Raw genomic sequence first — 19,276 nt, 5'->3', positions numbered from 1 at the left:
AACGAAATGATTAAAACTGCGCAAACGCGTTGTCGACGACCCGGCGTCCTTCTTCCGCCTCAACCTGCCCCTGAGCCACCAGCATCCGGACACTTTGCTCCATGGTCTGCATCCCGACGGATGAGCCGGTCTGGATCATGGAATACATCTGGGCCACTTTGTCTTCACGAATCAGGTTACGGATAGCCGGGGTCGCCATCATGACTTCATGCGCCGCAATTCGGCCTCCGCTGGTACATTTGAGCAGGCTCTGCGATACCACCGCCCGCAGCGACTCAGACAACATAGAACGCACCATCGCCTTGTCGTTCCCCGGGAAGACATCAATGATCCGATCGACGGTTTTGGCCGCCGAGCTGGTGTGCAGAGTGCCCAGCACAAGGTGGCCGGTTTCTGCTGCGGTCAGCGCCAGACTGATGGTTTCCTGATCACGCAATTCCCCCACCACAATCACATCCGGGTCTTCACGCAGGGAAGAGCGCAGTGCATTGTGGAAACTGTGGGTATCGCGGTGTACTTCACGCTGGTTAATCAGGCAACGTTTGCCGTGGTGAACAAACTCCACCGGATCTTCAATCGTCAGGATATGGCGGTTATAGTTTTCATTGATGTAATCGACCAGCGCAGCAATCGTGGTGGATTTACCGGAGCCGGTTGCCCCGGTAACCAGCACCAGCCCGCGCTGGCATTGGGCGATCTGATAGAATATGTCCGGCACTTTCAGTGATTCCAGTGTCGGCACATGCACCGGGATGGTTCGGAAAACCGCTGCGCATCCCCGTGACTGATGAAAGGCATTCACACGAAACCGCCCGACGTCCGGCAGCTCGAACGAGAAATCGACTTCGAGCTTTTCTTCAAACTCGCGCCGCTGGGCATCGTTCATAATGTCAAACACCAGGCGGTGTACTTCACTGTGATCCAGTGATGGCAAGCTCAGTTTACGAACATCGCCATCTACCCGAATCATCGGCGGAACTCCCGCAGAGAGGTGCAGATCCGAGGCATTATGCTTTACACTAAAGTCCAGTAGTTCGGTGATATCCATAAATTTTCCCAACAGAATCAATTATGAGTAGTATCAAACAAAACATTGAACAGGTCATCTCTCAGATTGGCCTGGCGGCAGAAAAATGCGGTCGACCAGTCGATTCCGTGCAACTGCTGGCGGTAAGCAAAACCAAACCTATTGCCGCAATCGAAGAAGCCATTGCCGCCGGCCAGCGGGCATTTGGCGAAAACTATGTCCAGGAAGGCGTTGAAAAAATTCAGCATTTTTCCGATAGCGAGAACGCAGCGGCACTGAGCTGGCATTTCATCGGGCCGATTCAGTCCAACAAAACCCGGCCGATTGCCGAGCATTTTGACTGGGTCCATTCCGTCGACCGCGCCAAAATTGCCCGCCGCCTGAGTGAACAACGCCCGGCTGACATGGCTCCGCTGAATGTCCTGCTGCAGGTTAACACCAGCGGTGAAGCCACGAAGTCCGGCCTGGCCTTTGCTGAACTGGCCGCCCTGGCCGATGAAGTGGCCGCCATGCCGAATCTGGTGCTGCGCGGTCTGATGTCAATTCCGGAAAAAGCGGATGACTATGACAGCCAGCTGGCTGCGTTCCAGAGCCTGGCGGATGCCATGCAGACCCTGAAAACACTCCATCCGCAGATGGATACCCTGTCGATGGGAATGAGCGGCGATCTGGACGCCGCCGTGGCGGCCGGCAGTACCATAGTGCGTATCGGTACCGCCATTTTCGGCGCTCGTGACTACGGCGAGAAGACGTCCCAGTAACGCCCTGACTGTGGCGTTTTACTGTGAAACGCCACAGACAAAAACAGCTGAAAGGAACGTGTTCTCGCAAGCTCTGATGCAAACAAAGGATCGAACAGCAGATGCCAAGCGGCACCGTCAGCCAAACGGGAAAGGACAAAGGTCACACGCCGTCGCATCCGCAAACCGTATCAGAAACAATCTAGGTATAATTCGTCCAGGAAGGACACCCGTTTTACCCTTCCCGGTCCAGCACCCTCATAAGGAATGAACATGGAACAACGCACCATTGCTTTTATCGGCGCCGGTAACATGGCCCGCTCTATCATTGCCGGTCTGGTGGTCAGCGGTTACGCACCGGAGAAAATCACCGCGACAGCACCCAGCCCTGAGCGACGTGAGCCGCTGGCCCGCGATTATGGAATTCACACTACTGACAATAACCTGCAGGCGGCTTCTGAGGCCGACGTGATTGTTCTGGCCGTGAAACCGCAGCTGATGGAAGATGTCTGCCGCCCACTTCAGATCCTCGACTTTTCCGGCAAGCTGGTGATATCGATCGCCGCCGGGATCAGCGCGGCACGTCTCAATGAGATGCTGGCCACCCGTCTGAATCTGGTCCGTGTGATGCCAAACACGCCGTCTTTGATCGGCAAAGGCATGAGCGGCCTGTACGCCTCACCGGATCTGAATCCGAACGATCGCCAATTTGCCGGTAACTTAATGAAAGCTGTCGGTGAGATCTGTTGGGTAGAGCAAGAATCAGCAATCAACGGTATTATTGCTGCTGCAGGCAGTGCACCGGCTTATTTCTTCCTGTTCATGGAAGCGATGCAGGCTGAAGCCGTCAAGCAAGGGTTCAGTTCTGAGCAAGCCCGCCTGCTGGTTCAGCAAGCAGCCCTGGGCGCCGCCGAAATGGTCGTCGCGAATCCGGATATTGAACTGTCGACCCTGCGTGAGCAGGTGACGTCAAAAGGCGGCACCACGGCGGAAGCAATCCGCACATTTAATGAAGAGCAGCTTAGTGATACCGTAGCCAAAGCAATGCGTGCTGCGGTAGCCCGCGCCCAAGAGATGGAAACGCTATTTTAAGGTTTAGTAAATTATGAATGCACTTGGTTTTCTCGTCAGTACTCTGTTCGACCTCTTTATCATGGTGGTCCTGCTGCGTATCTGGCTTCAGTGGGTACGAGCGGACTTCTATAACCCGTTTTCCCAGTTCATCGTGAAAGCAACTCAGCCGATTGTCGGCCCGCTGCGCCGCCTGATCCCGTCTATCGGCTCGCTGGATATGGCAACCCTGCTGCTGGCTTATCTCCTGAGTATGGCGAAATTTGTGGTGCTCCAGTTGGTGCTTGGCGGTGGTCTGCTCCTGACTCCCGAATACCTGTGGGTCGGCGCGCTGTCACTCCTTAAAGCAGCCGGTGGCCTGGTGTTCTGGGTATTGCTGCTACGCGCCATCCTGAGCTGGGTAAGCCAGGGCCGCAGCCCGATCGAATACGTCATGCACCAGCTGACAGAACCAATGACCGCACCGATTCGCCGGGTGATTCCGTCGATGGGCGGCTTGGATCTAAGTGTACTGATTCTGTTTATCGGTCTGCAGTTCGCCAATATGCTGATTGGTGACATGGTGGGGCCAATCTGGTACCAACTATGACCACGCAGGCAGTGACACGCAGCGGTGATGATTTGCGGCTTCGGTTGTATATTCAGCCGAAAGCCAGCCGCGATCAGCTGGTTGGCCTGCACGGCGACGAGCTGAAAGTGGCCATTACAGCACCACCGATTGATGGTAAGGCCAACGCCCACCTGACCAAGTACCTGGCCAAGTTGTTCCGCGTCGCCAAGGGACAGGTCGTTATCGAGAAAGGGGAACTCGGACGCCATAAGCAGGTGCTGATTGAAGCGCCACGAGAAATCCCCGACACCATCACCACCCTGCTGTAACACTGCTTATCCAGTCAGCCCGGCGGCCGTTTCGGCGCCGGGCTGACTGCTATCTCAACTATACTAAAGGACACATGCCCACATGGCTGGTAGGGTTCGGTTCCCACCTGTGGCGTTCAAGAAGGATAATAATATGACTCGATTTTTCAGCCTGATGGCACTTTTACTGGCCTCTCTACTCACTGCCCTGCCAGCCAGTGCCGAACAAACCAAGCAAATCCGTAATCTGGAAGTGCATTACTCCAGCTTTCCTTCCACCTTCCTCACTCCGGATATCGCCAGCACTTACAAGATTCAGCGTAGCCGCTACTCTGCCGTCATCAACATTACCGTGCTCGACAGCAGCCAGCCGGGTAAACCCGCGGTTCAGGCCGTCCTGAGCGGGACTGCCAAAAACCTGCTGGGCAGCGTGAAAAATCTCTCTTTCCGCGAAGTGCGCGAGGGCGAGGCCATTTACTACATCGCGGAAATCAAACACGCCAACGAGGAAAGCTTTAATTTCTCGATTGAAATTCATGCCACTGGCGCCAGCGGCAACCTGGCCTTCCAGCAAACCTTCTTTGTTGACTGAACCACATCCACGACAGGGGCCGAAACGGCCCCTTTCAATTTCCGGGCAGTAAGATAAGATAGCGCCTCTTTCAACCCTTGCGAGGAACTGTGATGAGCAAATTGGTACTGGCTACCGGGAATCAGGGCAAAGTCAGAGAAATGGCCAGCCTGCTGGCAGACTTTGGTTTTGATGTTGTTGCCCAGAGCGATTACAACGTGTCATCAGTCGCTGAAACCGGCACCACCTTTGTCGAAAATGCCATTATCAAGGCTCGTCACGCTGCCAAAGAAACCGGCCTGCCGGCTATTGCCGACGACTCTGGCCTGGAAGTCGACTTCCTGCAGGGTGCACCGGGGATCTACTCCGCGCGCTTTGCCGGAGAAGAGGCCTCTGATGAAGACAACCTGCAAAAGCTGCTCGCAGCAATGGACGGCGTGCCGGAAGAGCAGCGCACCGCCCGTTTCCATTGCGTGCTGGTCATGATGCGTCACGCTGACGACCCAACACCGCTGGTTTGCCACGGAACCTGGGAAGGCAGCATCCTGACCGAGACCCGCGGCGAAAACGGTTTTGGCTACGACCCGATTTTCTGGGTACCGGAAGATCAGTGCTCCTCGGCCGAGCTGGCTCCGGCACGCAAGAAACAACTTTCGCACCGCGGCCAGGCTCTGTCGAAGCTGTTCGCTGCCCTGAAGGATGCCTGACACTATGCTTGTTCCACCGCCACTGAGCCTGTACATCCACATTCCATGGTGTGTGCAGAAATGCCCGTACTGTGATTTCAACTCCCACGCCCTCAAGGCTGACATTCCGGAGCTGGATTACATTGACGCCCTGATCGACGATCTGGACACAGATCTGGCCGCATACGGGCTGGAGCACAGTACGCGCCCGCTGCATTCGATCTTCATTGGTGGCGGCACGCCAAGCCTGATCGCACCGGCTGAAATCGGCCGGTTACTTGAGGCGGTTAAAGCGCGCATTCCGTTCAGTGACGACATTGAAATCACCATGGAAGCCAACCCGGGGACGGTGGAAGCCGGACGGTTTACGGCCTACCGCCAAGCGGGAGTCAACCGCATTTCTATCGGGGTGCAGAGTTTTCAGGATGAGAAGCTCAAACGCCTGGGTCGCATTCACGGCAGCCAGGAAGCCATTCGGGCGGCAGGGCTGGCCGAAGAGGCCGGGCTCAACAGCTTCAACATCGATTTGATGCACGGCCTGCCGGATCAGAGTGTCGAAGACGCCCTGTCGGATCTGCGCCAGGCGATCGCACTCAACCCGCCGCACCTGTCGTGGTATCAGCTGACCATTGAGCCGAACACCCTGTTCTACTCCAAGCCTCCGGTACTGCCGGATGATGATGAGCTGTGGGATATCTTCGAGCAGGGCCATGAGTTGCTGCGCGAAGCCGGCTATGTGCAATATGAGATTTCCGGCTACAGCAAGCCGGGCGTGCAGTGCCGCCACAACCTCAATTACTGGCGCTTTGGTGACTATCTGGGGATTGGCTGCGGGGCCCACGGGAAGATCAGTTTCCCTGACGGCACGATTACCCGTACGGTCAAGGTGAAGCACCCGCGCGGCTACCTGAATCCGGCCAAGCCATACCTGGATCAGGAGACTCAGGTTGCCGCCGGCGAGCGTCCCTTTGAGTTCTTTATGAACCGTTTCCGGCTGCTTGAAGCGTGCCCGAAACAAGATTATGTAGAGCGAACCGGCCTGCCGCTGGCCAGCATTGCCGGACCGATTGAGTGGGCGCTGGAGAAAAACTATCTGGCGGATCACGGCGACAGCTGGCAAATCACGGAACAAGGAAAACTGTTCCTCAATGATCTGCTCGCCGCTTTTGTCGACGACGAAGACGACGCGTAATCCCTTTCAGGGACTTTTCGCTGGATCATTGCAGCTGATGCGTGTGCTCAGCTGCAATGCCCGCTCTGTTACTCCCCGAGCGAAACACTCTGCCAGCGCCTGAGCGCCGGAATCAGTGACTGAATTTCCCCTTCTTTGGCTTGTCTGGCCGCTACCCGCGTGCACAGCTCGTCGTCTATCAGCTGCGAATGCGACAGAACAAACGGCAAATCATCCTGCATCAGTCGGTGATACTCAGCCAGTACCGTCGTTTGCTGCGGATTCAGTTTAACCGGATGGATGCCAAAATAGAGCTGGCCAGTGGATGTGATCTTGAAGGTTTCCCCACCCAGTTCGAGAGTCAGGTTGTCGTCCTGCAGGCTGACGGGATTGTGCCACTGCAACTGACAAAGCGGGGGGTTGCTCTTGTCCTCAACCTTGCTCTTCAGAGCAGGTTGGCGACTGTCTTCCAGCGCCTCTGCGCCCTGAGCCGTTGCAGGAACAGAAAACAAAGCCAGTACCAGCGATACCACAGCCAAGCCAGCTCTTACACCCGCAACAGGACGCAATTCAGCACAGCGGCTGAAGGAGCCCAAAGTCGATGCAAAAACTGAGAAAACAGGATAAAGACAGAGCCCGCGGCGCGACAGTCCATGCCGCAGGTTTTCAGGCTGGTTAACAGAACAACAGACGTGTTTCAGACACAGCATAGGCATCCCCAAGCAGGTTCAGCCAAGGTGACTGAACTCAGAAAATAGAACGGCCAATCCGTTCGGCCAGAAGCTCCAGTGCCGCCGTTCCGGCCAGCGAGTTGCCGGATGGATCCAGCTCCGGCGACCACACAGCAATCGTCATCTCGCCCGGCACCACCGCAATGATCCCGCCGCCGACCCCGGATTTACCCGGCATCCCGACCCGGTACGCAAACTCACCTGCGCCGTCGTACAGTCCACAGGTCGCCAGCAGCGCATTGATCTGCTTACTCTGAGTCTGGGTGATGATCGTTTTTTTTGCGCCTAAAGGAAGCCCTTTGTTGGCAAGATAGCTGAACGTTCGCGCCAGATCGACACAACTCATCTTCAGCGCACAATAACTGAAATAGTTGGTCAGTACCGGCATCACTTCATTGTCAAAGTTACCAAACGAGCGCATCAGATAGGCAATCGAAGCGTTGCGATCGCTGTGCTGCATCTCCGAATTGGCCACCACCTTGTCGTACACAATGCAGGGGTTCTGCGCCAGGCTGCGTACCAGCTCCAACATGCGGTATTGTGGCGCCGACAAGCGGCTGTGCAGCAAATCCGACACCACTAGGGCACCGGCATTAATGAAAGGATTACGCGGAATGCCGTTTTCCAGCTCCAGCTGAATCATGGAGTTAAACGCATGACCGGACGGCTCTTTACCGACCCGGCGCCAGATTTCCTCCGGCTCGTACAGGGTCATGGCCAGCGTCAGGCTCAGCACCTTAGAGATTGACTGAATTGAAAAACCTTCTTCACTGTCGCCTGCCTGGATAATTTCCCCGTCGTTATAACACACCGCGATGCCCAGCTTATTCGCCGGTACCTCGGCCAGCGCCGGAATATAATCCGCCACTTTCCCCTGACCAATCAACGGCCGAACTTCATCCAGAATTTCATCAAGCAACTGCTCAGTAGGCTTCATTACAGGTTCTCCAAGGCTAAAAAAGCCAACCCGAGGTTGGCTTCTTTCATCATTGTACGCCCGCTACTATCGGGCGGGAATAGCATTCTACGGCTTATTCGGTGCGCACGAACTTCATATCCCACACACCGTGACCCAGACGGTGGCCACGGGCTTCAAATTTGGTCAGCGGGCGGTCTTCCGGACGCGGAATGTAATCGCCATCGGTTGCCGTATTGCGGTAACCCGGTGCAACGTTCATCACTTCCACCATATGCTCGGCATAGTTTTCCCAGTCCGTCGCCATGTGGAAGATGCCACCAATTTTCAGCTTTTTACGCACCATTTCAACGAACTCAGGCTGAACGATACGACGCTTGTGGTGACGAGCTTTGTGCCATGGGTCAGGGAAGAACAGCTGAACGGTATCCAGGCTGCCGTCCGGAATCATGTAATCAAACACTTCTACTGCATCGTGACACATCACGCGCAGGTTAGTCAGACCCGCTTCTTCTGCACCCATCAGGCATGCGCCCACGCCCGGGCTGTGCACTTCAATGCCGATGAAGTTCTTTTCCGGTGCGTTCTTCGCCATTTCTACCAGCGATGCGCCCATACCAAAACCGATCTCCAGTACAACTGGCGCTTCACGGTGATAGACTTCTTTCCAGTCCAGCATTTGCTTGGCAAAATCAATACCCATTGCTGACCAGTTGGTTTCCAGCGCCGTCTCCTGCCCTTTTGTCAGTCGACCTTCACGACGAACAAAGCTACGAACTTTGCGTATCAGCTTGCCGTCTTCGTTAAATTCAGACACGGTGACTTCGCCTGAGGTTTTTGAAACTTTGCTCATCGTATTACCTACACTAGAACTGAAAAGAAACTAAGCGTCGGCATTATCCAAAGATATCGCGCAAGTGCAAGTCTATCGTTTGCGGCCGACCTGACTTTGTGGTGCAATCACGCTCAAAATAAGGCAGACCAACATGCCTGTCAGTAAAGTGAGCTTGAAACTGTGACCAAAACCTTCTCAGATGCCATTTTAACGTGGTATGACAAATTCGGCCGGAAGACCCTGCCCTGGCAACAGAATAAAACCCCGTATAAAGTGTGGCTGTCGGAGATCATGCTCCAGCAGACTCAGGTAGCGACGGTCATTCCCTATTTTGAACGCTTTCTCGAACGCTTCCCGACGGTAGCCGATCTGGCGGCGGCAAAGCAGGACGAAGTGCTGCACCTGTGGACGGGGCTGGGCTACTACGCCCGGGCGCGTAACCTGCACAAAGCCGCAAAGCATATCGTTGACCACCATCAGGGCCAATTCCCAGCCACGCTGGAAGAGGTGATGGCACTTCCCGGTGTCGGACGCTCTACCGCCGGGGCCGTGTTGTCACTGTCACTCAAGCAGCACCATCCGATCCTCGATGGCAACGTCAAGCGCACCCTCGCCCGCTGTTACGCAGTAGAAGGCTGGCCGGGCAAAAAACCGGTTGAGAATCGCCTGTGGGAAATTGCGGAAGCCAACACCCCGGCGGCGGGTGTCGAACGCTATAACCAGGCGATGATGGACATGGGGGCGATGATTTGTACCCGCAGCAAGCCCAAATGTGAGCTGTGCCCGGTCGCACACCTTTGTCAGGCCAAAGTTCAGGGACGTCAGGCTGATTTCCCGGGCAAAAAGCCCAAGAAAACCTTGCCTGAAAAACAGGCCTGGTTTGCCATTCTTCAGCATGGCGAACAGGTATGGCTGGAGAAACGTCCGCCGACGGGTATCTGGGGCGGGTTGTGGTGTTTCCCGCAGCATGACAGCGACGAGCTGAATGAGATCGTCGATCAGCGCTTAGGCCAGCAAACCACGCTGATCAGTGCCAGCGAGCAGCTGCACGCTTTCCGCCACACTTTCAGTCACTATCACCTGGATATCATCCCGGTTCGCATGCACCTGTCGCAACTGCCTGACATGGTCAGCGATGCGCATCACGGCCAGTGGTATAACCTGAATCAACCCGCCGAAATCGGCTTGGCGGCACCGGTGCAACAGATCCTGGAAAGCCTGCGCTACGAGCTCAGGCAGCAAAACTAGATGCTGTCGCGACACTCTGGTATAAAGAGCGACGAATTCAAAAAGGTTTAACTAAGGAGCTTCCCGATGAGCCGTACTGTATTTTGCGCCCGCCTGAAGAAAGAAGCGGATGGCCTGGATTTCCAACTGTACCCGGGCGAACTGGGCAAGCGTATTTTCGACAACATCTCGAAAGAAGCCTGGGCCGAGTGGCAAGGCAAGCAAACTATGCTGATCAACGAGAAGAAGCTGAACATGATGGATCCGGAGCACCGTAAGCTGCTGGAAACTGAGATGGTGAAGTTTCTGTTTGAAGGCCAGGATGTGATCATCGACGGTTACACTCCGCCAAGCGAGTAAATCGCGTCACATTTGAAGCCCTTGGCGGGCATTTTCGCTCGCCAAACATCGCTAACATATTGATAATGGCATCATTTGCATCTCCAAATGGTGCCATTTTTATTTTCAGGGTGTCATGAAAGTACGCGCGCTAATTCTGTCTGTCCTGCTGTTAAGCGGCTGTAGCCGGGAGTTTGTCGAGAAAATTTACGACGTCGACTACACTACCACAAACCGGTTTGCTAAAAATCTGGCTCCGCTGCCCGGCCAGTTCACCAAGGACGAGGCGGCTCTGGACCGCTTGATCAACTCGTTCAGTGGCCAGGTCAAACGCCATTGGGGTGACAATGATTCACTCATCGCCAGTAAGCGTCAGTACGTCAAATATACCGACGGCTACCAGAGCCGGGCCCATGTTGATTTTGAGCGCGGCGTGGTGATCGTCGAAACCGTGGCCAAAACAGATCCAACCCGCCATCTGAAAGACGCTATTGCGACGACCCTGCTGACTCCGGATGATCCTGCCGGGGTCGATCTGTACTCCGATTCCGCCATTGATCTGCACGGAAAACCATTCCTTTATGGACAGATCCTCGATCAGGAAGGCAAACCGATCGAATGGAGCTGGCGCGCGAACCGGTTTGCTGACTACCTGATCGACGCCAAACTGCAGAAACGATCCGAGCGCTTTCATCAGGTCTACTATGTGGAAATTCCGATGGTCGCGGATCACGTCAATCAGCGCGGTTACAAGTACGCGAGCATAGTTCGCGATGCCTCTCGCCGCTATGGCATTGCCGAAGATCTGATCTACGCCATCATCAAAACTGAAAGCAGTTTCAACCCCTATGCTGTCAGCCATGCCAATGCTTATGGCCTGATGCAGGTTGTACCGAATACAGCAGGCGCTGATGTCTTCAAGCTGGTCAAGAACAAATCGGGCAAACCCACCCCTGCCTATTTGTTTGATCCGGCGAAAAACATTGATACCGGCACGGCCTATTTTTACCTGCTGAAAACCCGGTACCTGAAAGCGGTCAACGATCCCCTGTCGCTCCATTACAGCATGATTTCCGCCTATAACGGTGGTACCGGCGGCGTCTTAAATACGTTCCACCGCGATCGGCAACGGGCGATGAACGACTTAAACCGCCTGCAACCCAATCAGGTTTATTGGGCACTGACCAACAAGCATCCCAAAGCCGAAGCCAGACGGTATTTACAGAAAGTGACGCGCTTTCAGAAAGAGTTCAATCAGGGAAAAATTTGATTAATAGACAAGGAAATAGCAACAAATCGGCCACAACGTTCAGAAAACAACCAAACGAAACGTAAACACAAAAATTTCTGAAAAAGAGGTTGACGAAAAGAGTGAAAACCCGTTTAATAGCGCTCCGTTGCCTCGATAGCTCAGTCGGTAGAGCAGAGGATTGAAAATCCTCGTGTCGGTGGTTCGATTCCGCCTCGAGGCACCATAAATTTTGATTGTGGTGCTCTGGTAGCAACATAACGTAAAAAGTTGATTCCCCCTTAGTTCAGTCGGTAGAACGGCGGACTGTTAATCCGTATGTCGCTGGTTCAAGTCCAGCAGGGGGAGCCAAATTTCCAATCAGGTTTACCCTGATGGACAAAAAATAACGTGTGCCGACTTAGCTCAGTAGGTAGAGCAACTGACTTGTAATCAGTAGGTCACCAGTTCGATTCCGGTAGTCGGCACCATTATTTGCAAAGTAAAGCAATGCTTTACTTTTGCCTCGATAGCTCAGTCGGTAGAGCAGAGGATTGAAAATCCTCGTGTCGGTGGTTCGATTCCGCCTCGAGGCACCATATTTCATCAGATGCGTAATTATCGCGTCCGATAGCAAACAATTCCCCCTTAGTTCAGTCGGTAGAACGGCGGACTGTTAATCCGTATGTCGCTGGTTCAAGTCCAGCAGGGGGAGCCAAATTTCCACTCAGGTTTATCCTGATGGACAAAAAATAACGTGTGCCGACTTAGCTCAGTAGGTAGAGCAACTGACTTGTAATCAGTAGGTCACCAGTTCGATTCCGGTAGTCGGCACCATTATTTGCAAAGTAAAGCAACGCTTTACTTTTGCCTCGATAGCTCAGTCGGTAGAGCAGAGGATTGAAAATCCTCGTGTCGGTGGTTCGATTCCGCCTCGAGGCACCATATTTCATCAGATGCGTGATTATCGCGTCCGATAACAAACAATTCCCCCTTAGTTCAGTCGGTAGAACGGCGGACTGTTAATCCGTATGTCGCTGGTTCAAGTCCAGCAGGGGGAGCCACTTTAAAAAGCCTTGTCTTCGGACGAGGCTTTTTTTATGCCTGTTAACAACCACTCAGTGATATCCTCACTTCTGCCCACCTCTCCTCCCCCAGTTGCAGCCGTCTCCACACAATTGAATACCCCAGAGAAAGACGTCTCAGGAAGAAGCCTAGAAATCATAAATATAAATGGCGAAAGAAAGCCAACGCCAGAGAACAAAAAAACCGCAGCGTATTGCTGCGGCTTACTCGTTGTTTATTGCCCGTCTTTATTGACCGTCGCTGACCAACAACACACCCAGTTCATGATCCTGAAAACCGTAGTGCACCACCAGCCCCTCACTTAGGCCAAATGTGGCAATTTCCTGACTCGTCTGATTCGGCGTTGCTGACCATACGGTTCGCTTGGGATCCCACTTATCATTATCTGTATTGATAAAACTTGGGAACGCCTTGAGGTTGACCGCCGGTGCAATACAGGCCACTTCACGCAGGCTAACCAGTTCTTTGATATTGGGGATACGCCAGTTATTCATACCGCCGTACTGAGTATTTCGCTCATTGTATTCAGTATGGAACAACGCCGCTTTCCATTTAAATCCGGTCGGTTCGCCTTCACAGCGTTGGTCTGCCTGATTCCAGGTGGTGCCAACCAAGCAACGACGCCAAACCAGGCGGGTTTTTAAATCGGTTACCGTACCATTGCGGTTATCCTGAAAACGGATATCTGCCGCACTCCCCGGCTCATCGGTATAACAAGACTGCATGGCAGCACTGGCCTGTCCGGCGACAGCGAGGAAAGAGGACAGTACAATCAACGTTTTCTTCATCATATTCAATTTCCTATTCAGCAACCATACGAGCCAGAATCACAGTCGGCGACGAGCATTCATCATCCGTCTGGCCAGCGTCACACACTGAGTAGCCAGCATTGATATCCCCCAACATTGTCTGGTCTTCTATCAGGGACATTTGCGATAACAACGGAATCTGCCTGCCACTGGTGTAAGACGGATCGGAGTGAATGGTTGTTGCTGACCAGTAAATGCTGTACGGCAAATCACCAGCCCCTGTTACCAGATCATCAAAATAGGCCACGTCCAGGCCGTATACATTACCGTGTTCATCCTTCGCCGTTTCACCAAAATCCAGCAGGTCGTACTGCTCGTTGAGCGTGGGCAGGCGCCAGTTGCTCTTACCACAGACGTTATCTTGGTTCAGCCGGGTGACATATTCCTGCGTTGTACACACACTCACACCATCGGTCTTACATGAAGCCGCCGCGATCTCTTTCTGGTGCGGTTGATGACTGGCGGTCTCAAACGCAAACATCCTGTTTTTATCGCGGTAGGAACGTGCGTCATCAGCTTTATGCTCCCAGATCAGTCCGGTACGCTCATCTCTGACGCACTGCCAGGTTGTACTGCTGACGGGCAATGGCTGACCCTTGCTGTCCAGCTTGGTGAACTGAAAACCGCCATCCGTCACATCCAGACCATAACTGGCATCCTGTCCCGGCGCCCCCGGATCCGGTTCTGCGGTCATCTGCCCCGTCGCCAGATTCAAATGCCGGCTCAAACCGGTATCATTAAGGGCCTGACCGGCAGTGACCCCCAGCCTCGCCAGCTCGTCATACTGCGCATCAGTCAGAGTACCGGCCAGAATATCCCGGCCGTACATCGCCAGCCCCTTGGCCACATTGCCGACCAGTTTGTCGTAAGGCTCCGTACGCATCGCCATTTTCGCCAGCACTGTCACCAGCTGCTCATCCAGTTCCGCCAATGCCGCATCATCGCTGTTTCCGAGTAAATCAGCCGGTGGCGTCAGCCCCAACGTGGTGAGACTGGCAGCCACCGAGGCGATGGCCTGCTCTTTGTGACTGCCCATCAGCATCTCGCCCATTACCAGGGTTGTAATGCCGTTCACCGGATTAGACTGCCGCTCACCCACCGCCGGAGTAACCAGCAGCACCGCCGCTCCGGCATGGTCCGTGGCCTGGTTCATAGTTGCCTTCACCAGCAGCGGTGACGCCTTCACTTTGATATCTGTGCTTACCAGCGTAAACATCGGCTGCTCCGAACGGACAGCTGGCTCGTTACTGTCGCACTCCCAGTTGCGGTTGAAATCCGCACAAGCGGTGAACGGTGCTGATAGCACCGCCGATGGCAGCACACCGGCTACCTCGTAGGTCGGCGCGCCATGATCTTTCCCGCTCTGGTTGCTGTCATGACTGCTGCCACCACCCGAACCACCACATCCCGCCAGGGCGAAGGTGATGGCAACCGGCAGTAACGCAAATTGCATTGTTTTCATAAAAATCTCTCTGTCGTTATCGATGATGTCTGGCCTTGCGTCGTACCCCGGCCAGAACCAGGCCAGCCAGCAGGCTGTACAGTCCGACACTGCCACCGGAGGAGCCCGATACTGACGGTGTGGGCTCTTTACTTTCTTTTTTGTCCGCTTCCGGGCAGCGGAACGTGGTTACAGGTCCAATCCCCCAGCGGTGAATCTGGCCCTGGTGGCCGGCAACCCGATCGGTCACCTCCAGCGTCCAGTTGCCGCTCAGCGACTCGCCCAGCCAGTTCTCCAGCTCCGGGGTATTGGCCAGGGTGAAAAGCTGTTCATGCTGAGCAACAGGCTTGTGCTGATAATCCAACAGCGTGAGGCTGCGTCCCGACGGGGTTCGCACCACCACTTTCAGATCGGCAAACTGCGGGTGGGCGAGATCCAGATAAATCGCAAAGTGGTCGTCAACCACGCTGCTTTCCCCTGGTACCGTCATCGGCACCGTCATGACAAAAAAATCTTCGCCCAGCAGTAACTTGTCGTGTTGCGCTGACAGCCGGGCATCGGTCAGAGGTCGATTAAGTGTCTGCAGCGGCAAGGCAAAGACAGGTTGCCCATAAATAAACGAGAGCTGCTGGTGCAGGTTTAGAGGTTGCTGATCGGCGTTTTTGCTGACCCTGATATCGGCGTCCAGCACCAGAGGGCTGCCGCACTGCAACCCGACTGGCAGCGGGATATCCAGCGCCAGCGCCTCGCTCGCATCCGTCGGAATATGTTCCCGCTCAATCACCTGCCGCCAGCCAAGCGAAGGTAGCGACAACTCGGCGCGGTAGCTGACCAATGGCTGCCCGCTGACGTTTGCCAGTGACACCGGCAACACCGCCGTGTGCCCCTCCTCGCTGCTCAGTAGTGTGGAGCGCTGCGCGACAACCACGCCATCCTGCAGAATTTGGTGATACTGAAATTGCGCGCTCAGCAAACGGGCGTAGGCTTTTTCCGGATACAGGCGGTTGGCAGCATCCACGGTCGATTGCGCCAGGTCATACATCTTCACGCCGTACCCCATGCCCGCCATTCCTTCGAGCACAATCCGGTTAAACTCATCGAATGCGGGTTCACCGTACTGCGCCACAGCTTGCTTCAGGGTCTGGAACAGCGGCGTTGACCACAGCTGATCGCTCAGCGTCCCCATTACCGAGACATGGGCTCGATAATCAAACGCCGGAAAATAACGGGCCTCCTGATCGTTGAGTGAGCGCTGCGATTTGAGCACACCAGACAACCCGTCCCAGTTGGCAAACACATCCAGTTCAAACTTGTCAGCCCGATCGCGCTGGGCCCAGAAGCTGTAAGCACCGGCCCAGTAATCCCCGAATCCTTCGCCCATCCCGTCACTGTCACCGTCTTTCCAGTCCGGCACCAGCTGATGGTTGATTGCGTGGCCCAGCTCATGCAGCACAATATCCGCGTCTTCACTGTCCGGGATCCCGCCGATCCCCATCGTCAGGACGCCGATATCCGTCAGGTAGGTCGAGCTGTTGCCTGATTCCCCCTGAGCATCCACTTTCAGCGGCGTGCTAAACAGCGCCCTCTCCCCGCTAAAACCGAGCTGATTCAGATACTGCAGCGAGTGATCAAGATGAAAAAAAGCATTAACGTCACGAAATGCCGCTTGCTCACGGTTAAACAGGAAATCTTCATTCTCAGTGACCGAGATCAGCCCTTGCAGCGGCGTCTGCGCCTCGCTGGCTAGCTCCGTCAGGTCAACGGCCATCACCCGGCTGTTGGCAAGATACAGCCTGCCGTCCTGCCGGGTCACTTCGACCCCGTCAGCCTGATGGTAGGCGTGCGCCGGGATCGCGATCCCTTCCAGGTTGCCCTGGCTTTCCTCATCCGCAGAGCTGCTTGCTTGCGCTTCAAGGGCCTCACCGGTTGCAGTACGCGGATCCGGATCGAACACCCGCATTGAGGCCGTCACCGGCTCTCCGGTCGGCGGTGCCACCAGCTGATGTGCTCGTGGCGGCAACGGCAGATTCAGTTCACAGCCGTCCGGATCGTCAATCAGATTGTTGAAAATCCGGTACAGCTGCCCTTGTTGATCAGTGGTGACAACAAGGGCGCCAACGCATGGCTGATCGGCGCTGTTGTGCTGTACAAAGTTATAATGAGTCCCCAGCAGGCTGGTGCGGGTGTAGCGATGCACCAGGGTTTCCGTGTGGGGAAAACGGCGCTGTGCCAGACGCAGGGCATCTTCTGCATTGAGAATGACCGGCGTCTCTGTCGGGTAAATCAGGTGCGGTTGAGCGTCATTGGCCCAGGCCGGGTAACTGGCTGCAACGGCTGCCGCAAGGAAAAAGGTTCTCATCACGGCATCTCCTAGAAACTGTATCGGGCATTTACGTTGAAATAGCGCCCCGGTTCAGAGGAATAGAGCGTGTTGCTCTTGGCGAGACCGGCCACATCCTGGTATCGGGTATATTCATCGTCCAGCACGTTGTGCACGGTCAGGTTGACTCGCAAATCCGGCGTGAAGTGATACCCGACGCCCAGATCCATAGTCAGCCAGCCGGACGTGGTGGCGCACTCCTGTTCCACCTTAGCGCTGTCCTGACAGGTCGGTGTCCGGCTCATGGCGCCGGCATAATTCGCCCGCACGAATGCATTCAGCTTGTCGCTGTGATAATTCAGCTGGGTATTGCCTTCCAGAGGAGTCAGCGAACGGATCGGCTCACCGTTATCATCTTCCCCATCCACAATCCCCAGCTTGCTCACCAACTGATAGTGGTTGTTAAACCAGTAACCGGCCGTCAGCTCGGCACCATAGGTTTTCACTCCGTCCAGATTGACGTACTGCACCTGTGATGCTTTCAGTTCATCATCCCAGTTGACGGTCTTATGGCCGATGAAATCATCGAAACGGGAATAAAACACCGCGCCATACAACGACAGCGCACCGTCATCGTACTTCGCCCCCAGCTCAAGGTTATCGCTGGTTTCCGCCTTCAGATCAGCGTTAGGGATAATGACGAAGTTGTTCAGGCCACTGCTGAAATGCGGCACGTAACCGTAGGCTTTGTCATACGATGGCGCCCGGAAGCCATGGGTATAGCTCAGGTAGGTGTTGAAAGTGTCGGTCCACAGGTATCCGACTGACAGGCTTGGAGAGACCTCGCTGCTGGTCGCATCATGTAGCGAGAAACCACCGATATCCTTGGCATCCGTTGCCGTTACCCGTTGATAGTCAACGCGCAGACCGGGGGTAACACGCCACTGGCCCAGCTCGATCACGTCATGCAGATACGCACCGCCCCGCTGCGTCGTGGCTCCCGCAAATGGGCTGTACACTTTGGTATTGACGCCATTCGAGTCACTCACGGTCTTATTGATCGGGCGTTCATGCTCCAGCCACTCCAGCTCTACCCCCCATGCCAGATTGTGCCTGACCGCACCGGTCTCAAACTGCTTCTGCATCGTCGCCGAACTACCGTAAAGGGTATCGGTAAACTGACGGGAATCATTCAGACGACGTTTATACTCCAGATCTTGGTGGCTCTGGCGGCTCATTGCAACGTCCAGATCATCCCGACTCTCGGTCCGGCGGTAATAGATGTTGAAAGCCGCAGTATCCGCGAGCAGGCTGTCACCTTCCCATTCAGCGCCCATCCGACCTTCCACTGACCGTGTCACGGCTTCTTCGTGGAAAGACTTGGAATACCAGCCATTGCCGTCTTCCTGAACCGGCGGTATCCCTTCGTTACGGATCATCTCTTCGCGGAACACGTTGATCTTTCCGGTCAGCAGCCAGGCATCCGTCATGAACCATTCGCTGGTCAACGCCGCGCTGTACCCCTCGATATCACGCAGGTACAGATCCTCAGCAAAATTTTTGGTTTCATTGCCGTTCCAGTAACTGACCCGCGCCAGGTGCTCCGTGTCGCCCAGACGCTTGGCTGCCGTGACCGTGGTGGTGTACTTGTCGCTGATCCCGGCAAAACCGGCCTCAGCACTGAGGTAACCGTCCTCTTTGCCCAGATAGTCCTGCGGTGATTTGGACGTCAGGACAACCACACCGCCGATCGCGCCCGAGCCGTACAAAGATGAGCCCGCCCCTTTGACCACTTCCACCTGCCGGATATCGCCCAGATCGAAACTGTTGCGACCGGCGACATCGTTAATGTCATTTGCGCCATAGCCGTCGGCGACCCGCACACCGTCTTTCACCACCGCAATCCGGTTCCCCGTCATACCGCGGATCACGATGTTCTGCGGTCGGCCGGCTCCCCCGGTTACGCTCACTCCCGGCTCATTGCTGAGCGCGTCATACAGCTCAGTGGCGCCTTCCCGCTCAATGTCCTGACTGGTCAGCACAGCGACTGACCCCTGTGTTTGCGACAGCGGCTGCTCAATTTTATTGGCGGTAACGATCACAGGGGCGATCTCAACAACGTCCCCGGCGGCGATAACCGGGCCTGACAAGCCAAAAATCGACATCAGAGCCAGAGGGACAGGCTTCAACTGCATGGTGGTTCTCCAGGTGAATTCAATA

General features: G+C 55.0%; 18 protein-coding genes and 8 tRNA genes. 18 read left to right on the top strand and 8 right to left on the bottom strand.

The annotated features are described in order from the left end of the window. Positions 1-10: 10 nt before the first annotated feature. The gene (locus FH974_RS02280; protein WP_047887444.1) at positions 11-1,048 is read right to left on the bottom strand and encodes a type IV pilus twitching motility protein PilT; all 1,038 of its coding nucleotides are present in this window, start codon (positions 1,046-1,048) and stop codon (positions 11-13) included. A 23-nt stretch (positions 1,049-1,071) separates the two neighbouring features. Between FH974_RS02280 and FH974_RS02275 the strand changes: the two genes are divergently transcribed. From FH974_RS02275 to hemW, 7 genes are all read left to right on the top strand, one after another. Beyond that, a complete protein-coding gene (locus FH974_RS02275) occupies positions 1,072-1,788 on the top strand; it encodes a YggS family pyridoxal phosphate-dependent enzyme (protein ID WP_047887445.1) in 717 nt (238 codons plus the stop codon). A gap of 252 nt (positions 1,789-2,040) precedes the next feature. After that, positions 2,041-2,859 carry a pyrroline-5-carboxylate reductase gene (gene proC / locus FH974_RS02270; RefSeq protein ID WP_047887446.1) on the top strand — a complete coding sequence of 273 codons (819 nt, stop codon included), beginning with the start codon at positions 2,041-2,043 and terminating at the stop codon, positions 2,857-2,859. Positions 2,860-2,872: 13 nt separating this feature from the next. Then, the gene (locus FH974_RS02265; RefSeq protein ID WP_047887447.1) at positions 2,873-3,427 is read left to right on the top strand and encodes a YggT family protein; all 555 of its coding nucleotides are present in this window, start codon (positions 2,873-2,875) and stop codon (positions 3,425-3,427) included. After that, positions 3,424-3,717, top strand: a complete 294-nt coding sequence (gene yggU / locus FH974_RS02260) for a DUF167 family protein YggU (RefSeq protein ID WP_047887448.1) — start codon at positions 3,424-3,426, stop codon at positions 3,715-3,717. The genes FH974_RS02265 and yggU overlap by 4 nt, the downstream gene beginning before the upstream one ends. A 133-nt stretch (positions 3,718-3,850) precedes the next feature. Then, entirely contained in the window at positions 3,851-4,288 is a 438-nt protein-coding gene (locus FH974_RS02255; RefSeq protein ID WP_047887449.1) for a DUF4426 domain-containing protein, read from the top strand. A gap of 92 nt (positions 4,289-4,380) precedes the next feature. Further along, the gene (locus FH974_RS02250; protein WP_047887450.1) at positions 4,381-4,974 is read left to right on the top strand and encodes an XTP/dITP diphosphatase; all 594 of its coding nucleotides are present in this window, start codon (positions 4,381-4,383) and stop codon (positions 4,972-4,974) included. A 4-nt stretch (positions 4,975-4,978) separates the two neighbouring features. Continuing rightward, positions 4,979-6,145, top strand: coding sequence for a radical SAM family heme chaperone HemW (gene hemW, locus FH974_RS02245; protein WP_047887451.1), 1,167 nt, complete (start codon positions 4,979-4,981; stop codon positions 6,143-6,145). A gap of 68 nt (positions 6,146-6,213) precedes the next feature. On the opposite strand, the gene FH974_RS02240 is transcribed toward hemW, so the two are convergent. From FH974_RS02240 to trmB, 3 genes are all read right to left on the bottom strand, one after another. Beyond that, positions 6,214-6,663: a hypothetical protein gene (locus FH974_RS02240; protein ID WP_146149707.1), complete on the bottom strand. Its 450-nt coding sequence runs from the start codon at positions 6,661-6,663 to the stop codon at positions 6,214-6,216. A 208-nt stretch (positions 6,664-6,871) separates the two neighbouring features. Next, positions 6,872-7,792, bottom strand: coding sequence for a glutaminase B (gene glsB / locus FH974_RS02235; protein WP_047887452.1), 921 nt, complete (start codon positions 7,790-7,792; stop codon positions 6,872-6,874). A 94-nt stretch (positions 7,793-7,886) separates the two neighbouring features. Next, positions 7,887-8,624, bottom strand: a complete 738-nt coding sequence (trmB, locus tag FH974_RS02230) for a tRNA (guanosine(46)-N7)-methyltransferase TrmB (protein ID WP_207103468.1) — start codon at positions 8,622-8,624, stop codon at positions 7,887-7,889. 162 nt (positions 8,625-8,786) lie between these two features. On the opposite strand from trmB, the gene mutY reads away from it, so the two are divergent. The 11 genes from mutY to FH974_RS02175 all read left to right on the top strand — a co-directional run bounded on the left by mutY (position 8,787) and on the right by FH974_RS02175 (position 12,464). Beyond that, positions 8,787-9,854: an A/G-specific adenine glycosylase gene (gene mutY / locus FH974_RS02225; RefSeq protein ID WP_207103467.1), complete on the top strand. Its 1,068-nt coding sequence runs from the start codon at positions 8,787-8,789 to the stop codon at positions 9,852-9,854. Between the two features lie 66 nt (positions 9,855-9,920). After that, positions 9,921-10,193, top strand: a complete 273-nt coding sequence (locus tag FH974_RS02220; RefSeq protein WP_047887455.1) for an oxidative damage protection protein — start codon at positions 9,921-9,923, stop codon at positions 10,191-10,193. A gap of 115 nt (positions 10,194-10,308) precedes the next feature. Continuing rightward, positions 10,309-11,442, top strand: a complete 1,134-nt coding sequence (mltC, locus tag FH974_RS02215; protein WP_047887456.1) for a membrane-bound lytic murein transglycosylase MltC — start codon at positions 10,309-10,311, stop codon at positions 11,440-11,442. Between the two features lie 129 nt (positions 11,443-11,571). Further along, positions 11,572-11,647: transfer RNA gene (locus tag FH974_RS02210), tRNA-Phe, on the top strand. A gap of 49 nt (positions 11,648-11,696) precedes the next feature. Further along, a tRNA-Asn gene (locus FH974_RS02205) sits at positions 11,697-11,772 on the top strand. A 43-nt stretch (positions 11,773-11,815) separates the two neighbouring features. Next, a tRNA-Thr gene (locus FH974_RS02200) sits at positions 11,816-11,891 on the top strand. Between the two features lie 32 nt (positions 11,892-11,923). Continuing rightward, a tRNA-Phe gene (locus tag FH974_RS02195) sits at positions 11,924-11,999 on the top strand. Between the two features lie 43 nt (positions 12,000-12,042). Then, positions 12,043-12,118 (top strand) — tRNA-Asn (locus tag FH974_RS02190). Positions 12,119-12,161: 43 nt separating this feature from the next. After that, positions 12,162-12,237 (top strand) — tRNA-Thr (locus FH974_RS02185). 32 nt (positions 12,238-12,269) lie between these two features. Continuing rightward, positions 12,270-12,345: transfer RNA gene (locus tag FH974_RS02180), tRNA-Phe, on the top strand. Between the two features lie 43 nt (positions 12,346-12,388). Beyond that, a tRNA-Asn gene (locus FH974_RS02175) sits at positions 12,389-12,464 on the top strand. A gap of 249 nt (positions 12,465-12,713) precedes the next feature. Here the strand turns inward: FH974_RS02175 and FH974_RS02170 are convergent. Genes FH974_RS02170 through FH974_RS02155 form a run of 4 tightly spaced genes read right to left on the bottom strand, consistent with a single transcriptional unit; the run spans position 12,714 to position 19,251 of the window. After that, on the bottom strand, positions 12,714-13,277 hold the full coding sequence (locus FH974_RS02170) for an Lcl C-terminal domain-containing protein (protein ID WP_207103466.1): 564 nt from the start codon (positions 13,275-13,277) through the stop codon (positions 12,714-12,716). Between the two features lie 10 nt (positions 13,278-13,287). After that, the gene (locus FH974_RS02165; protein ID WP_207103465.1) at positions 13,288-14,757 is read right to left on the bottom strand and encodes an Lcl C-terminal domain-containing protein; all 1,470 of its coding nucleotides are present in this window, start codon (positions 14,755-14,757) and stop codon (positions 13,288-13,290) included. A 16-nt stretch (positions 14,758-14,773) separates the two neighbouring features. After that, positions 14,774-17,095 carry a proprotein convertase P-domain-containing protein gene (locus FH974_RS02160; protein ID WP_242551875.1) on the bottom strand — a complete coding sequence of 774 codons (2,322 nt, stop codon included), beginning with the start codon at positions 17,093-17,095 and terminating at the stop codon, positions 14,774-14,776. Positions 17,096-17,106: 11 nt separating this feature from the next. Continuing rightward, entirely contained in the window at positions 17,107-19,251 is a 2,145-nt protein-coding gene (locus tag FH974_RS02155) for a TonB-dependent hemoglobin/transferrin/lactoferrin family receptor (RefSeq protein WP_047887872.1), read from the bottom strand. Positions 19,252-19,276 lie beyond the last annotated feature (25 nt).

Origin of the sequence: Photobacterium ganghwense, from assembly GCF_017329545.1 — a bacterium.
Classification (GTDB): Bacteria; Pseudomonadota; Gammaproteobacteria; order Enterobacterales; family Vibrionaceae; genus Photobacterium; species Photobacterium ganghwense.
Note: the sequence above shows the minus strand (reverse complement) of the source record. Positions and strands in the feature narration are given on the sequence as shown.

Coding starts and splice junctions, on each gene's coding strand:
- FH974_RS02280 (WP_047887444.1), bottom strand. CDS start 1,048: ATGGATATCACCGAACTACTGGACTTTAGTGTAAAGCATAATGCCTCG.
- FH974_RS02275 (WP_047887445.1), top strand. CDS start 1,072: ATGAGTAGTATCAAACAAAACATTGAACAGGTCATCTCTCAGATTGGC.
- proC (WP_047887446.1), top strand. CDS start 2,041: ATGGAACAACGCACCATTGCTTTTATCGGCGCCGGTAACATGGCCCGC.
- FH974_RS02265 (WP_047887447.1), top strand. CDS start 2,873: ATGAATGCACTTGGTTTTCTCGTCAGTACTCTGTTCGACCTCTTTATC.
- yggU (WP_047887448.1), top strand. CDS start 3,424: ATGACCACGCAGGCAGTGACACGCAGCGGTGATGATTTGCGGCTTCGG.
- FH974_RS02255 (WP_047887449.1), top strand. CDS start 3,851: ATGACTCGATTTTTCAGCCTGATGGCACTTTTACTGGCCTCTCTACTC.
- FH974_RS02250 (WP_047887450.1), top strand. CDS start 4,381: ATGAGCAAATTGGTACTGGCTACCGGGAATCAGGGCAAAGTCAGAGAA.
- hemW (WP_047887451.1), top strand. CDS start 4,979: ATGCTTGTTCCACCGCCACTGAGCCTGTACATCCACATTCCATGGTGT.
- glsB (WP_047887452.1), bottom strand. CDS start 7,792: ATGAAGCCTACTGAGCAGTTGCTTGATGAAATTCTGGATGAAGTTCGG.
- trmB (WP_207103468.1), bottom strand. CDS start 8,624: ATGAGCAAAGTTTCAAAAACCTCAGGCGAAGTCACCGTGTCTGAATTT.
- FH974_RS02220 (WP_047887455.1), top strand. CDS start 9,921: ATGAGCCGTACTGTATTTTGCGCCCGCCTGAAGAAAGAAGCGGATGGC.
- mltC (WP_047887456.1), top strand. CDS start 10,309: ATGAAAGTACGCGCGCTAATTCTGTCTGTCCTGCTGTTAAGCGGCTGT.
- FH974_RS02170 (WP_207103466.1), bottom strand. CDS start 13,277: ATGATGAAGAAAACGTTGATTGTACTGTCCTCTTTCCTCGCTGTCGCC.
- FH974_RS02165 (WP_207103465.1), bottom strand. CDS start 14,757: ATGAAAACAATGCAATTTGCGTTACTGCCGGTTGCCATCACCTTCGCC.
- FH974_RS02160 (WP_242551875.1), bottom strand. CDS start 17,095: ATGAGAACCTTTTTCCTTGCGGCAGCCGTTGCAGCCAGTTACCCGGCC.
- FH974_RS02155 (WP_047887872.1), bottom strand. CDS start 19,251: ATGCAGTTGAAGCCTGTCCCTCTGGCTCTGATGTCGATTTTTGGCTTG.